Genomic DNA, 15,408 nt, shown 5'->3' with positions numbered 1-15,408 from the left:
ACGTTGTTGGGTTAAACAAATGACTGATTAACTTAAAATAAGCATATAAAACAAGGAGCGAAAACAATTTGAAATTATCGGATTTTTCCATAAGACGCCCTAAATTCACTATCGTCGTCATGATTATTCTTATGTTACTCGGGGCTGTGTCACTTACACGACTGCCATTGCAGCTGATGCCAAACGTCCAGCCGCCGATTGCAGCCGTAGCCACTACATACCAGGGCGCAGGTCCAGAGGAAGTAATGGAAGATGTCACTATACCTATTGAAACAGAACTTTCTTCAATCAATGGCCTGACTAATATCCAATCTCAATCACAGGAAAGCTCTTCTGTGGTCATTTTGGAATTTGGCTATGATATGACAATAGAAGATGTCGAAAGCGATATAACAAAGGCCATGGACGCGGCTGATCTACCTGAACAGGCAGGAGATCCCTCATTCCTGGAATTTGACATTTCCATGATGCCGAGTATTCAGATGGCTGTATCATCGAGTGGAGAAAATGTCGCAGAATATCAGGACCAGGTAAGTGATCTGATTTCAGATCTGGAGAATATCGAAGGTGTCGCTTCAATTACAGAAAACGGCTCAGTCGTTGAAGAGATTCAGGTGAATCTGGATACAGATGCACTGGCAGATTACGGCCTCAGTCAATCTGATGTCGCTTCCCTTATAGAGGCAAATGACATCTCCATTCCGAACGCTACAATTGTCGATGAGGAAGCACGTGATTCAATCTCAACCCGTACGATCAGCTCGATAGACGGGGTTGACGAACTCAGAGAACTCGTAATCACTGATCTGCCTGATGGTGAGACGCTGACACTTAATGAAATAGCGGATGTTTCTATTGAAAATGAGGACAGCAATTCCATCACCAGGCTGAATCAGGAAGATGCGCTTTCCATTGATGTGATGCTTGCATCCGATGCGAATGCCTCAAATGTCAATAATGAATTCAACGATGTTTTAGATGAGAAACTGGATGAAGATGAATTCAGCAACTTGAACGTTGAAACGCTTTATGATGAAGGTGAATTCATCGATATTGCCATAGACAGTGTTTACACTGCCCTGATTATGGGGGCGATTCTGGCAATGGTCATTCTGTTCGCTTTCCTAAGAAACTTGAAAGCACCTTTAATCATAGGATTGGCCATCCCGTTCTCTGTAATCACTACGTTTGCACTGTTGTTCTTTACCGATATAAGTATAAACTTGATGACTCTCGGCGGATTGACACTCGGTATCGGCTTGCTGGTGGACAATTCAGTCGTCGTCATTGAAAATATATACCGCCATCTGTCGATGGGCAAGAACCCTAAAAAAGCTGCCAGTGACGGTACAAAAGAGGTGGCTTCTGCAATCATCGCAGCAACATTGACCACGGGTGCCGTGTTCCTACCGGTAGTTTTCGTAAGCGGTCTGGTCGGTCAGCTGTTCACACCGCTTGCCATTACTGTGGTATTCAGTTTATTTGCATCACTGTTTATCGCTCTGACAGTGGTTCCGATGCTTGCGAGCCGCATACTTACTGCACCGAAGGAAAACCTTGAAAAGATCAGAAGTGAAAGATCTTATATGAAGATTTTAAGAAAAGTTTCACGCTGGACGCTGAAACACCGCGTCATAGTACTATTGATCACTGGATTGTTAATGGTCATAGGTATCTTCGGCATATATACAAAAGGTATGACGTTGATGCCTGAAAGTGACGAAGGTGCCTTCACCATCGAAGTTGAAAAGGAACAGGGTACAATCTACCAGGATACCCTGGAAACTGTTGAAAATATTGAAGCAGAGCTGGAAGATCATTCTGAGATTGATATTTATTTAAGTAACATAGGCTCCACCCAGCCGATGTCCATGTCAGAAGAAACGAATAAAGCCAATATTACTGCAACTCTCGTCAGTCCGGACGAGCGTAATGTCACTACAAATGAATTCATCAGCAATATAGAACAGGATATTGAATCCCAGGATGAATCTGCGGATATCAATGTGATTCCGATGTCCCAGTCAGGCATGAGTTCAGAACCAAATACGATGACGTTCAGTATTTCTGATGACAATGCAGAGAGACTGGAGGAATCAGAAGAAATCATCATCGATGAACTTGAAGCAGACAGTGAGATTGAAGATGTTTCTTCCAGCCGTGAAGACATGGTTGAAGAACTGCAGGTCGTCGTCGACAAAGAGGCTGCAAGAGAAAATGGCCTGCAGCCGGCACAGATCGGTTCAGCGCTATACGAAGCATCAAACGGTATTGAGACAACAACTTTAGAAACCGATGATGATTTCCTTTCCATTGTTGTGAAGTACCCGTCAGCATTTCTTGAAAGTGTGGAGAATTTCGAAAGCATGGAAATTCCGAATGCTGAAGGTGATTATGTAGCTATCAGTGATGTAGCCGATCTTGAAGAAGCAGAGATGCTGCCGTTGATTACACGTGCTGATTCACAAGAGACGAGTGAACTGACCGTTACTTATTCTTCCAGCATGTCTTTGAACCAGGCCGGTCCGTATATTGAAGATCTTATAGGAAGTGCAGATTACAGCGATGAAACATCCTATTCCATCGGCGGAGATCTGGAGATGCTCTCAGATGCACTGCCGCAGATGCTGCTCGCTCTGATACTTGGAATCATATTCATATACCTTGTAATGGTTGCACAGTTTGAATCATTCAGACACCCATTCATAGTCATCATTGCCATGCCCCTCAGCATTATCGGGGTAGCGGCCGCATTGTTCATTACCGACAGTCCATTAAGTGTCGTTTCATTCGTAGGTATTATCATGCTGCTCGGTATCGTCGTCAATAATTCCATACTGCTTGTGGATTATACCAACCAGCAGAAAGCAAAAGGCATGTCTACACTTGAAGCATTGGAACTCAGCGTACAGCACCGCTTCCGACCAATTGTCATTACCGTCCTCACTACGGCACTCGGCATGCTGCCGCTTGCCATGGGCATCGGCGAAGGCGGAGATATGATTGCACCGATGGGTACAGTAGTCATTGGCGGACTTCTGAGCAGCACCGTATTTACACTGTTCGTCATACCTATCTTCTACAGCTATATAGATAAGGAAACCCGTAATATGCATAAGAAATATATGACCCCTGACGGCGAGGTCATCACTCAAAAAGACATTGATGCTAAAAAACGGGAAGAAGCCGAAGCGCATAAAATGAGTGAAGAGAATGATGAAAGCAATTATGATTATCATGACTCAGACAACGAGAAAGCGCCTGAAATTGAAGAATATGACAGTGATGAGTCTAAAGAGGACTACATCAATGAAATGCAGAGATTAATCGATAAAATGAAAAATAACCGTTCTGATAAATAAAAACCATCAGACCTGAAACAAAACCTCCTGCAAGTATGTATTTGCAGGAGGTTTTGATGTCCATTCATGAGTTAATCTGCAGTTTATTGTATAATTATAAAAATATTGCTTGTGTATACACTAATGCGGGTATAGATAATAAATGAAACTGGGAGATGAGGCCATGAAAATTACTGTTGTCGGTCTGTGGAACAGTTTCCCTAAAAATAATGAAGCGACTTCAGGCTATCTTTTGGAGAAAGATGGATTTTCTGTACTCATCGACGCTGGAAGCGGTGTCGCTGCTCATGTACAGGATTATATCAGCATCCATGACATTCATCACATTATACTGACGCACTATCACCATGATCATGCTGCAGATCTGGAAGCATTCATGCTGGCACGGAGGCTGGCAGGACGTTTTAAACACCGTAATCAGCTTCTGAATCTATACGGTCCTGAAAGCGGCGAACCCGTCAGACTGATGAAACGGGCGAAGTTCAGCAAATTCCACGCCATCAGGAAAAACAGTAAAGTTGAAATTGGTCCATTCAAGTTTGATTTCCACCGCAATGTGCATCCGGCGGAAACTTATGCAGTCAGGACAGTGGATGATTCCGGCTCAACGTTCGTATACACGTCGGACTCAAGCTACAATACCGGACTCGTCAGATTTGCATTTGGCGCCGATCTGCTGGTCACCGACTGCAGCTTCTATGAAGGTTTTGATGCTAGAACGGATGGACATATGAATGCCGGGGAGGCGGGTCTGCTCGCAGCAAGATCAGATGCCCGGCTGACTATTTTAACCAACCTTCCTCATCGCGGCGCACTGGAAGCTTTACTCGACAGTGCAAAGCAGCATGGAAAAGAGGATATCCAGCTGGCTGAAGCCGGAATGGTGCTCAATATTTAGGGGCTGGAGAGCATTTCGCAGAAATAAAAAAGTCTTTTAAGGCTTTTTTATTTTGAATTTAGTGATTAGTCTGTCAATAAGCTATATAATACTGATATATTATGAAAAAAAGAGGGATATATATGCGTTTTGAAACAAAAGCTGTCCATGCTGGACGTGAGATTGATCCGACGACAGGAGCTGTAACCACACCGATTCATCTTTCCACTACATACGAGAGGTCAGCGGATGGTTCTTATACAGATGGATTTATGTACAGCAGGGGGGACAATCCAAACCGCCGCTCGCTGGAAGAATGTCTGACCTCCCTTGAAAATGGTCATGACTGTGTGACCTACGCATCAGGGATGGCCGCCATATCATCAGTCATCGAAGCACTGCCGGAAGAAAAACCAAAAAGAATCGTCATGGCAGATGATATGTACTTCGGTGTCCGCACCATGCTGATGGAAACTGATATCGGCAGAAGATTCGATATCGTCACTGTCGATATGACGGATCTCGATAAAGTGAAAAGCACGATTGAAAGTGAACCGACAGGATTGGTTTGGATGGAAACACCCTCAAATCCGCAGATTAAAATCATTGATATTGAAGCCGTTGCCGAAATAGCAAAACAAGCGGGGGCATATTCAGTGATCGACAACACTGCTGCCACTCCAGTGCTCCAGCAGCCGCTTGCACTCGGAGTTGATTTCTCACTGCATTCAGTGACGAAATATATCGGCGGACACAGCGACCTACTGCTTGGTGCAGTCATTGCAAAAGAAGATAATGACATGCTTAAAAATTTAAGAACATGGCAGCATGCCAAAGGCGCTGTGCCGTCATCATTTGACTGCTGGCTCGCACTCCGCGGTGTCCAGTCATTATCAGCCAGAGTGATGATGCAGTGCAGCAGTGCAAAAAACATCGCTGAATTTCTGGAAGCCCATGATAAGATTGAAGCAGTCTATTATCCAGGGCTTAAAACCCACCCAGGCCACGGCATTGCTTCAAAACAGATGAGCGGATTCGGAGGGTTGCTGTCCTTTAAAGTCAAAGGCAGTGACAAAGACGCTTTAAAAGTGGCCAACACCGTCGAAATCATTACACAGGCGACAAGTCTCGGCGGCACCCATACTTACATCGAACACCGTGCATCAGTTGAAAAAGAGCTGACAATGGCACCAGATAATCTATTGCGTCTGTCCGTCGGCCTTGAAAACCCTGAAGATTTAAAAGAAGACCTTGAGCAGGCACTTGCCAATATCCCCGTCTAATCATTTATTTCCCGGGTAATTCATAAGTAGTAGAATCTATAAATCAAAAAAATAATAAGACTTAAAACCTTTCAAATAAAAAGATGCACACCATATTACCGGCGTGCATCTTTTTATATTAAATATCGCTTTTATATTTCAGATCATACGGATTGACGTGGACATTGACATCTCTTACGATATCGTGTTCTCTGATCAGTTTCTGTTTAACATTTCTTGCGATTCTGTGGCCATCTTCCACAGAAATATTCGCATCAACTGAAATCTTTATATCCACGATGACATATGAACCGTGGGAACGGGCACTGAGAGTGTCGATCTGTACCACTTTCTCCACAGCTTTCACCGTCTGCATCATGTTCCGCGTTTCGTCCTCATTCAATACCACTTCAAGCGTCATACTTACCGCTTCCTTGGCTAATTGGAAGCCCATGATCATGATGATGATTGCAATCACTGCACCCGCAATCGGATCGAAGTAAACAAGATAGGGGATGTCAAACCGGGAGCCGATCATTGTCAAACCTACGCCGACGAGTGCCACGGCAGATGATATTGCATCAGAACGGTGGTGCCAGGCATCCGCAATGAGGGCCGGGCTGCTGATCTTCCTGCCAAGCCGGAACTTATACTGGAAAAGCACTTCTTTTACAACCAATGAGAAGAGGATGATGTAGAGTACCATCATGGAAGTCACTTCATTAGCGGTTTCGGTCCAAATCGAGGTGATGGAGTTATACATGATTTCAAAGCCGACGACCACCAGCAGAATCGCCACGATGAGTGTAGCAACGTTTTCTGATTTTCCGTGACCATATGGATGCTCTTTGTCCGGCGGTTTTTGTGCTGCTCTGACACCGATAAAGACGGCAACTGAGCTGACGACATCTGAAGCAGAATGTACAGCATCAGCAACAAGCGCACGGCTGTTCCCCATTATGCCGCCGATCCCTTTTATAATTGTCAGGATGATATTGACCACTATGCCGATTATTGTAGCTTTTTGAGCCTGTCTGTATCTGTTAGTCATTCACATAACTTCCTTTAAGGATAGTATTCACTGTTCATATTCCAGTATACCTTCTCTACAGCCGAAATAAAATTTAAATCCTGCTGTTGGAAAAGCTTTCATACGCATGTATCATTATATTGTAACATCACAATTTTCTGAAAATAGACTGACGAAGCGATATTTTGTATGTCATAATCAGAGTTGAAGACATTGTCATTTTAATGATATTAAAAGAAATGAGGGGGATGGATGATGACAGAAAAGTATGTCGATCTTGGTTATCCGATCTATGACGGCAGTCCGGTCTTCCTGGGCCTGCCTGAAGTAAAAGTGGAATTAAGGGAAAATAAGGAGGAAGGGGATCACTGGAACGGCAGTGTACTGACAACATATCTACATGCCGGTACGCATGTGGATGCGCCTTTCCATCATTTCAGTGATGAAAATGTAGGCATCGACAGTATTCCTGCAGAAAACTTTGTTTATGACAACCCTTTGATGCTGGACGTACCTGCTCAAAAGGAAAATGACATGATCACGATAGAACAGCTGAAAGAATACGGAGATCAGCTGCATGAAGCTGATATATTAATCTTTAACACTCATTCTTACAGGAAAAGAAATAACGACTTTGAAGATTACTCCAACGGTTTCAGCACGGTCAGCCCCGAAGCGGCTGAATACATCAGAGAAAATCTGACAAAAGTGAAAGCAGTGGCCATCGATACACTGAGCATCGAAAATATACCAGTCGGAAAGACAAATGGCTTCAGGACTCATAAAGCATTTCTCGATCCGGACAAGCCCAATGATACGATTCTGATCTATGAAGACGTAAACCTTGAGCCGATTGTTGATAAAACAATCAGGAAAATCTACTGTACGCCATTGAGGATTGTCGGAAGAGACGCCAGCATATGTAATCCGGTCGCAATCATAGAAGATTGACTGTGAACCATACTTCATTAATAAAACCATGAAGTATGGTTTTAATTTTAAATACAATAATAATTTGTTTATTCTGACAGATAGCGTTTTCATTTGTTGGCGGCTCTGATATAATTTTACTTAATAAGGTAAAGGGGGATAAAATTATGAAATTCAGTAAATATTTAAGTATAATTCTCGCTGCAAGCCTTTTCCTGGCGGCCTGCGGGGATGAAGGGGGAGAATCCGAGCCGGCAGAAGAGGAAAGCACCGAAGAAGATACAGGTGAATCATCAGAAGAAGGCGACAATGGTTCGGCCGAATTGGAGACTAATATAGTTACAATCGCAACTGGTGGCTCATCAGGGCCGTACAACATCATCGCAACTACTTTAGCAGACGGTTACAGTAATGAATTCGGAGTGAACTCCAGGACAGAAACGACAGGCGCTTCTGCAGAAAACTTGAATCTTATGGATCAGGAGAGCGTTGAAATGTCATTTGTCATGAGTGATGCTCTTGTTCAGGCAGTAAACGGCGAAGAGTCTTTCAGTGAACCGATAGAAAATGTTCAGCAGGTCGCAGCTTTATATCCGAACTTCGTACAACTGATCACTACTGAAGATGCCGGGATTGACAGCGTAGAAGACCTGGCAGGAAAAAGAGTCGCAGTCGGTGACCAGAACTCGGGTGTAGAAATTGCCACAAGGTCTGTACTTGATGCACATGATATGTCATATGATGACCTGGAAGTCGATTATCTTGGCTATGCAGAAGCTGCTGAAGCCATGAGAGGCGGTCAGTTGGATGCTGCATTCCTGACCAGCGGATTGCCAAATGCTTCTGTTATGGAACTTCAAAATTCTGTTGATTTAAAAGTCGTCTCCATCGACCCTGAAGTGGTAGAAGGTATGGAAGAAGATTACTTCGAATCTATGGAGATTCCGGCCGATACTTATGGCAACGACGAAGCAGTACCTACAGTAGCGATCATGAACGCTTTAGTGGTGAGGGAAGACATCAGTGAAGACGATGTCTATAACTTGACGAAATATCTATTCGAAAATCTCGATTCTCTTGAAAACTCACACCAGGCAGCTGCTGATATCAGTATTGAAAACTCAATGGAAAGCATGGTAATAGATGTTCATCCTGGGGCACAGCGCTTCTACGATGAGCAGTAAAATAAAATGGATCTTATCCGGGAGCATTGTTACAGTGCTCCTCTTATTTTTAATATGGCCGCAATCTTCACTTATCATCGAGGCAGAAGGTCATGATCCTGTTTATTTGGAGTCAGAAACATTTGAATTACACTGGATCCATTCCATTGAACACGAAGAATGGTATGAAGTATATGAGATTCAGGATGGGAATCTGCTTCTGACAGAAACATATTTTAAAACATTCGGCGCCGGAGTTCCCTCGGACTCTGATGAACCACCTGAGATCACTGAAGACGGCTTCGTCAAGTTTACAGTAAATGATACTTATCCCGAACTCCATATGAATGTCTCAGAAAATGTGAAGACTAAAATCATCCAAAATGGGCAAGAGTATTTACTGTATGAGATGTTTGATTCACACACCTCTGTTGAAGTCAGTATTGGAAACCGGCCATTATTTATGCAATTAACAGGGGGGTTAATATGACAAAAGAACCACAGGTAGCACCGGACACCCAGGAAGTTTTGGAAAAATATGATAAGGATGCAACAACCAGACAATTTGAACACAAATCGATTTTTTGGATTGTCACCATTGTCGCCGTATTGTATTCATTATTCCATCTGTACATGGTGTTCAATCCTATGCCAGCTCTGCAGCAGCGTTCAATCCACGTTGCTGTCGGCCTGGCACTCGTGTATATGCTCTATCCAATGTTTAAAACACAGAACCGCGCGAAACTTCCAATTCTTGACTGGATACTCGCTGCATTGAGTCTGTATACGGCAATATATATTTTTACTGAATATCAGGCGATTGTAACAGAACGCGGCGGTATTCCTAATAATATGGATATTGCAATGGCTATTTTATCAGTAGCATTGATCTTGGAAGCAGCAAGAAGAGTAACAGGTTTAATCCTGCCGATTCTTGCACTGTTATTCTTAATATATCCGTTCTTCAGTCATATGGAGTTTCTGCCAAATATGATGATGACCCGTCCGTACAGTGTCGGCGATATATTCGGGCAGTTATATTTAAGTACTGAAGGCTTATATTCCACGGCAATTGCAGCATCAGTCAACTTCATATTCCTGTTTATCTTATTTGGTGCATTTCTCCAAAAATCGGGGATGGGGCAGTTTTTCAATGATCTTGCAATGGCCCTTGCCGGTGCAAACCGGGGCGGACCGGCGAAGGTTGCCGTTGTCTCCAGTGGATTTATGGGGAGCATTAACGGGGCAGCAGTCGCAAACGTTGTGAGTACCGGAGCATTCACGATTCCTCTGATGAAGAAAGTGGGCTATCACAGGAATTTTGCCGGTGCCGTTGAAGCCAGTGCTTCAGTCGGTGGTCAGATCTTACCGCCGATCATGGGTGCCAGCGCATTTATCATGGCTGAAACCACGGGTATCAATTACGGTGTAATCGCGCTGGCTGCCGTTCTGCCTGCATTGTTATATTATTTTGCAGTCATCATGCAGGTACATTATCGTGCAGGTAAACGGGATTTAAAAGGGATACCGAGAGCCGATTTACCGAGAGTCAAAGAAGTTTTTGCAGAAAAAGGACACCTGCTCATCCCTATTTTAGGTCTGATTGTCATGTTATTCATGAATATGCCAATCCCTAGAGCAGCCATTTTTACAATCTTCCTGACAATTATTGTTGCAACATTAAGAAAGTCCACCCGCATGTCATTCAGAGATATATTTGATGCCATGGCAAACGGGGCGCAACAGGCATTATCTGTAATGATCGCCTGTGCTGTTGTTGGTGTTATCATCGGTGTGGTATCACTTACTGGATTTGGTGCTGTATTGACGTCTGCAATCGCCAGTGTCGGAGCAGGCTCACTGTTCCTGACATTATTCTTTACGATGATTGCATCGATGGTTCTTGGTATGGGACTGCCATCAATCCCTGCATATATCATTACAGCGACAATGGCAGCTCCAGCCTTAGCAGAATTCGACATACCTATTTTACTTGCACATATGTTTGTCTTCTATTTCGGAATTTTCGCGAACGTTACACCTCCGGTAGCACTCGCTGCATTTGCCGGAGCGGGAATCGCCGGGGGAGATCCGATGAGAACCGGTTTCCAGGCACTCAGATTATCCATAGCAGGGTTTCTCATTCCATTCATATTCATATATGAGCCGGCGCTTCTCATGGTCGATGTAGAAGGGCTCGCAACGACCGCACGAGAATATCCGTTAGCAGGATTCCTGGATGTCGCAATAGTTGTGGTGACCACCATAATCGGACTGATTGCATTGTCAGCAGGCCTCGAAGGCTTCTTTAAAACTCATCTGAATACAATATCCAGGCTCATCTTGATTGCTGCGGCGATACTGTCGGTGGTGCCTGAACCTTTCACCGATATTGCCGGTATAACAATTATTGTTATCGTCCTGGGCATAAATTATTTTAAATGGAAGAATACAGAATTCAGCACGACATGACGTGACGATAGATCATTTTAATAAATGAAGTTAAAAGAGCTCCGGCAAATTACAACTGCCGGAGCTCTTTCATATCGTTTGAGACAAAGTTATTCATTCAGTAATAAAAGACCGTGGCATTTTCAGGCTGGACAGTATTTAAATCTATGGAAAATCGAACTGATTACTGCATGGTGGCCGCTTCCCATTACAAGTTTCAAAAGAACGGTCAGTCATGATTAAAGCCAGATATAAAATAATAAGAAGCATCCGAGGATGCTTCTTATTATTTCATGATTGGGATCTCTTCTTTTACTTTCGGGCCGCCTTTAATGACAAACTGTAAAATGATCAATATTGCGAATCCGCCAAAACCTATGATATCGGACATCGTTCCAGGGTACATAAGCATTAATCCTACCACAAAGGCCGCTATCCTGGCATACCACGGGATCTTCCTGTACCAGTAACCGATCATACTTGCTCCGATTGCAATCATGCCGAGCAAGGCACTGAATACGATGAAGGTGACTTCCCAAACATTCGTATCGATCATCAATAGCTGTGGCTGGAGTACAAACATATATGGAATGATAAAGGCCGCTATCCCAAGCTTCACTGCGTTCCCTCCGGTCCGCATCGGTTCTCCCCCAGATATTCCAGTGGCTGCAAAAGCCGCCAGGGCAACCGGCGGGGTGATATCCGCCAAAATTCCAAAGTAGAAGACGAACATATGAGCCGCAAGCACCGGCACCGCAACATCAAGTTGATCGTTCAATGCCAGGATGGCCGGCAACGCAATCGTTGAAGTGATGATATAATTCGCTGTGGTCGGTGAACCCATGCCCAGTATAAGGGATGCAATCATTGTAAATACGAGCGTCAAGATCAACTGCATATCTGTATTCACAGCAAGTGTACCCGCCAGGTCGACCAGCATATTCCCAAACTTTAATCCGAGACCTGTTCTTGTCACGACCCCGACAATGATGCCCGCACATGCTGTAGCGGCTGCTACGCCAAGTGCTGTTCGTGCACCGGATGTCAATGCGACGATGAACTTGCTCGGTGTGATTCTCGTATCTTTCCGGAACAGACTGACAAGTATCGTAATGGCGATGCCGTACAGTGCTGTCCTTTCAATACTGAATCCTTCAAAAAGAAGCCAGATGATAGCCAGGATCGGCAGTAATAAATGGATCTTCTTCAGAACAACACTCCATTTTGGAAGCTGATCCTTTGGAAGGCCATGAAGATTTGTCCGTTTTGCTTCAAGGTGTGTGACAATCCATATTCCTGCAAAGTATAATAGCGCCGGAATTGCTGCAGCCTTAGCGATGTTCCAATAACTTTCCCCGGCAAATTCAACCATCAGAAATGCTGCAGCACCCATTATAGGCGGCATGATCTGTCCACCGGTAGAAGCAGCAGCCTCAACTGCACCGGCGAAGTTCTTCCGGTAACCGAGCCTTTTCATCATCGGTATCGTATAAGAACCTGTCGTTACTGTATTGGCAACAGAACTCCCGGAAATGGTACCGTTCAGAGCACTTGAGAAAATAGCTACCTTAGCCGGCCCGCCGGTTCGTTTACCGGCAATGGCCAGCGCAAGATCATTGAAATACATTCCGACCCCTGTCTGTACTAAAAATGCACCGAAAAGCAGGAATAGGAATATGTAAGTGGAGGATACCTGCAGTGGGGTACCGAGAATACCTTCGGTTGTAAAGAACATCGAGTTTACCAGCTGATTCAGGCTGAGACCCCTGTGGGCCAGAGCCCCCGGCATGTAAGGCCCGAAATATGCATAGGCCAAAAATGCTACTGCTACAATGACTATCGGCAGACCTACAGCTCTTCTTGAAGCTTCCAGAACAAGCAGGATTCCCAAGCTTCCAATAACCAGCTGAGCTTCTGTGACTCCGCCAAGCTGTTGAACAATAGTGTCATAATATACCGGCCAATATCCTGCAACGATTATAGATAAAATAGCGAGAATATAGTCGTACCATGCAATTTTTCCTTTAGGACCGCCTCTTCTTGCAGGAAAGAGCATGAAAATCAGTACAAGTGCAAAACCCAGGTGGACTGTCCGTTGAACATATGCAGTATATTGCCCAAATATTCCTGTATATATTTGGAATAGAGAAAATGCAATAAGTATTACAAATACAGCTTTTGCCATGATACCGGTGAGATCTCTCGTATTGGATTCGGTATCATATTTTTCCATCAGTCTGTCCTGTTCTTCCTGGGAAAGCTCTTCCCCTTCAGCCAGTTTTTTATCAGTTTCCGCATCCTGTTGTTCCATCTCTTTTTGTTCTTCACGTTCTTTTCTTGATTTACTCATGAATCCTCACCCCTTGTATCATTTGCCATAATGACAATTTATCAATCTTTATGGTAAACCATGCTCCCGGTTCAAAATAGTCATTAAACTCTGCCATAAATTCTTGGTCCGATCCCCAGACAAGCCTGTGTTCTGACACCGTTTTACCATTTCTGAGTTTAATTTCGGGAAATATATTCTCCATGTTCCTGATGTGATATTTACCATCTTCATGGACAAATTCTTCATCCCCATATGCATTGGAAGGCATGCCGATTCCAAATTCTTCATAAATTATTTCATACTGTTGTATATCCTGATTTTCCAGAACAATATATTTTTCCACTACATCAGTCAAATGAATGGAATGGGTAAATATAATTTGGAAAGTCTCCTGATTTTCCAATGGCAGGTATGCTTCAATATCACTTGTATTTTCATCGTAAAACACAAGTGATTGTTTGATAGGAACAAATAAAAGTATTAATACTGCAACCAGGATGATGACAGGTAATAATATCAGTAAATTTTTTTTCATGTATCATCCATCCAAACTATGTTTTCCAATGTTATAAAGACACTCAAAAATAATGATTGACCGGAGGCAACCACCTGAATCTGTGATCGACCGCCGGTCATATCATTCACTGTATATTTTATTCAGCGCTTACACCCTGTTCATCAAAATATCTCTCTGCTCCTGGATGCATATCAACACCGATACCGTCCAGAGCACTGTCGATTGTAATATCTTCAGCTCTCGCGTGTGCCATTGATTCTGTATTTTCATAGATAGCCGCTGTAATATCATAAACGACATCGTCAGATAAGCTGTCTGTCACTGCAATCATTGCGAGTACTGCAACTGTAGTGACATCTTCATCGATACCGTATGTGCCGGATGCTACAGTGTCTTCAGCATAGAATGGGTACTGCTCAACAAGTTCATCGATCTTTTCCTGCTCGATTGGCAGAATTTTAACATCAACTGTTGCAGTTAATTCCTCTACAGCACCAGTAGGTGTACCGCCCGTAATGATGGCAGCGTCAATGTTCCCATCTTGTATGCCGCCTGTCGATTCACCGAAATCAAGATTTTGAGCGTCAATATCATCCATAGTCAGACCATGGATTTCAAGGATTTGTTCAGCGTTATAGAATGTACCGGATCCCGGTGCACCTACTGAGACAGTTTGGCCTTCAAGGTCTTCGACAGACTCGATGCCGGAATCAGCAGTCGTTACAATCTGTACTGTTTCCGGATAGAGTGATCCCAGTGCCAATACGTTGTCGACAGCTTCGCCTTCAAATGCACCTGTACCTTCAACAGCCTGAGCGATTGTATCTGTCTGAACCATCGCAAGGTCTGCTTCGCCAGCCTGCAGGTCAATTATATTATCTGCTGAAGCGTTAGAGGAAAGTGCATCTGTCTGGATGCCCGCCTCATTAGTTATGTTCGATGCCATTTCACCGCCAAGTGGGTAATAAGTACCACTTGTCCCACCTGTCAATAATGTCAGGAAGTCAGGCGTTTCTCCTTCAGCTTCTTCATCACCGCCTGAACCGTCATCCCCACTTTCTTCAGTACCTTCTTCTGTTGTTTCTGAGTCTGCCTCACCTTCAGCTGCGTCATCTCCGTTACCACATGCTGTAAGTACCAGCATGAACACTAGCATTGTAGCCAATAACCAAAATTTGTTCAATTTCATTTGACATCCCCCTTATATACATTCTTATATGAAATTTTACCTTGTTTCAAAAAATTGTCAATACTCTGTAAATTATTTAACAGCCATAATTATACAGTTATTAGAATATTTGATTCATAGACACTGTCATATCATTTATGTACCGTCCAAAATTATTATAACACTATTTTGACAGCGCTTACAATTACATATTCTTTTATTCTCATTAAATTCTCATAAAAAAGTTTTTCAGATAGAACAGTATGAATCAAAAAGTTATTGCTATGCCGCAGAGGATATGTCATCGGCAAGAAGA

At 43.5% G+C, this 15,408-nt stretch carries 11 protein-coding genes; 7 read left to right on the top strand and 4 right to left on the bottom strand.

Annotated elements, in window-relative coordinates; translation table 11 throughout:
* The first annotated feature begins 68 nt into the window (after positions 1-68).
* From ACY8DT_RS06685 to ACY8DT_RS06675, 3 genes are all read left to right on the top strand, one after another.
* Positions 69-3,362 (top strand): efflux RND transporter permease subunit, encoded by a 3,294-nt coding sequence (locus ACY8DT_RS06685; protein ID WP_462422134.1) that lies wholly within the window; start codon positions 69-71, stop codon positions 3,360-3,362.
* A gap of 163 nt (positions 3,363-3,525) precedes the next feature.
* The gene (locus ACY8DT_RS06680) at positions 3,526-4,260 is read left to right on the top strand and encodes an MBL fold metallo-hydrolase (protein ID WP_462422133.1); all 735 of its coding nucleotides are present in this window, start codon (positions 3,526-3,528) and stop codon (positions 4,258-4,260) included.
* Positions 4,261-4,382: 122 nt separating this feature from the next.
* A complete protein-coding gene (locus ACY8DT_RS06675; protein ID WP_462422132.1) occupies positions 4,383-5,522 on the top strand; it encodes a trans-sulfuration enzyme family protein in 1,140 nt (379 codons plus the stop codon).
* A gap of 118 nt (positions 5,523-5,640) precedes the next feature.
* Here ACY8DT_RS06675 and ACY8DT_RS06670 read toward each other — a convergent pair whose 3' ends face one another.
* Positions 5,641-6,552, bottom strand: a complete 912-nt coding sequence (locus ACY8DT_RS06670; protein WP_462422131.1) for a cation diffusion facilitator family transporter — start codon at positions 6,550-6,552, stop codon at positions 5,641-5,643.
* A gap of 234 nt (positions 6,553-6,786) precedes the next feature.
* Between ACY8DT_RS06670 and ACY8DT_RS06665 the strand changes: the two genes are divergently transcribed.
* The 4 genes from ACY8DT_RS06665 to ACY8DT_RS06650 all read left to right on the top strand — a co-directional run bounded on the left by ACY8DT_RS06665 (position 6,787) and on the right by ACY8DT_RS06650 (position 11,096).
* Positions 6,787-7,482, top strand: a complete 696-nt coding sequence (locus tag ACY8DT_RS06665; RefSeq protein ID WP_462422130.1) for a cyclase family protein — start codon at positions 6,787-6,789, stop codon at positions 7,480-7,482.
* 146 nt (positions 7,483-7,628) lie between these two features.
* A complete protein-coding gene (locus ACY8DT_RS06660; protein ID WP_462422129.1) occupies positions 7,629-8,645 on the top strand; it encodes a TAXI family TRAP transporter solute-binding subunit in 1,017 nt (338 codons plus the stop codon).
* Positions 8,635-9,114 carry a DUF1850 domain-containing protein gene (locus ACY8DT_RS06655; RefSeq protein WP_462422128.1) on the top strand — a complete coding sequence of 160 codons (480 nt, stop codon included), beginning with the start codon at positions 8,635-8,637 and terminating at the stop codon, positions 9,112-9,114. Before ACY8DT_RS06660 ends, ACY8DT_RS06655 begins: the two co-directional genes overlap by 11 nt.
* Complete coding sequence (locus ACY8DT_RS06650) at positions 9,111-11,096, top strand: TRAP transporter permease (RefSeq protein WP_462422127.1); 1,986 nt, start codon at positions 9,111-9,113, stop codon at positions 11,094-11,096. The genes ACY8DT_RS06655 and ACY8DT_RS06650 overlap by 4 nt, the downstream gene beginning before the upstream one ends.
* Before the next feature lie 265 nt (positions 11,097-11,361).
* Here the strand turns inward: ACY8DT_RS06650 and ACY8DT_RS06645 are convergent, their stop codons facing one another.
* The 3 genes from ACY8DT_RS06645 to ACY8DT_RS06635 form a co-directional block, all read right to left on the bottom strand.
* A complete protein-coding gene (locus ACY8DT_RS06645) occupies positions 11,362-13,260 on the bottom strand; it encodes a TRAP transporter permease (protein WP_462422236.1) in 1,899 nt (632 codons plus the stop codon).
* A 157-nt stretch (positions 13,261-13,417) separates the two neighbouring features.
* The gene (locus ACY8DT_RS06640; RefSeq protein ID WP_462422126.1) at positions 13,418-13,942 is read right to left on the bottom strand and encodes a DUF1850 domain-containing protein; all 525 of its coding nucleotides are present in this window, start codon (positions 13,940-13,942) and stop codon (positions 13,418-13,420) included.
* Positions 13,943-14,060: 118 nt separating this feature from the next.
* Positions 14,061-15,113 carry a TAXI family TRAP transporter solute-binding subunit gene (locus ACY8DT_RS06635; RefSeq protein WP_462422125.1) on the bottom strand — a complete coding sequence of 351 codons (1,053 nt, stop codon included), beginning with the start codon at positions 15,111-15,113 and terminating at the stop codon, positions 14,061-14,063.
* Between the last annotated feature and the right edge of the window lie 295 nt (positions 15,114-15,408).

The sequence above is a fragment of the Salinicoccus sp. Marseille-QA3875 genome, from assembly GCF_054950095.1.
Note: the sequence above shows the minus strand (reverse complement) of the source record. Positions and strands in the feature narration are given on the sequence as shown.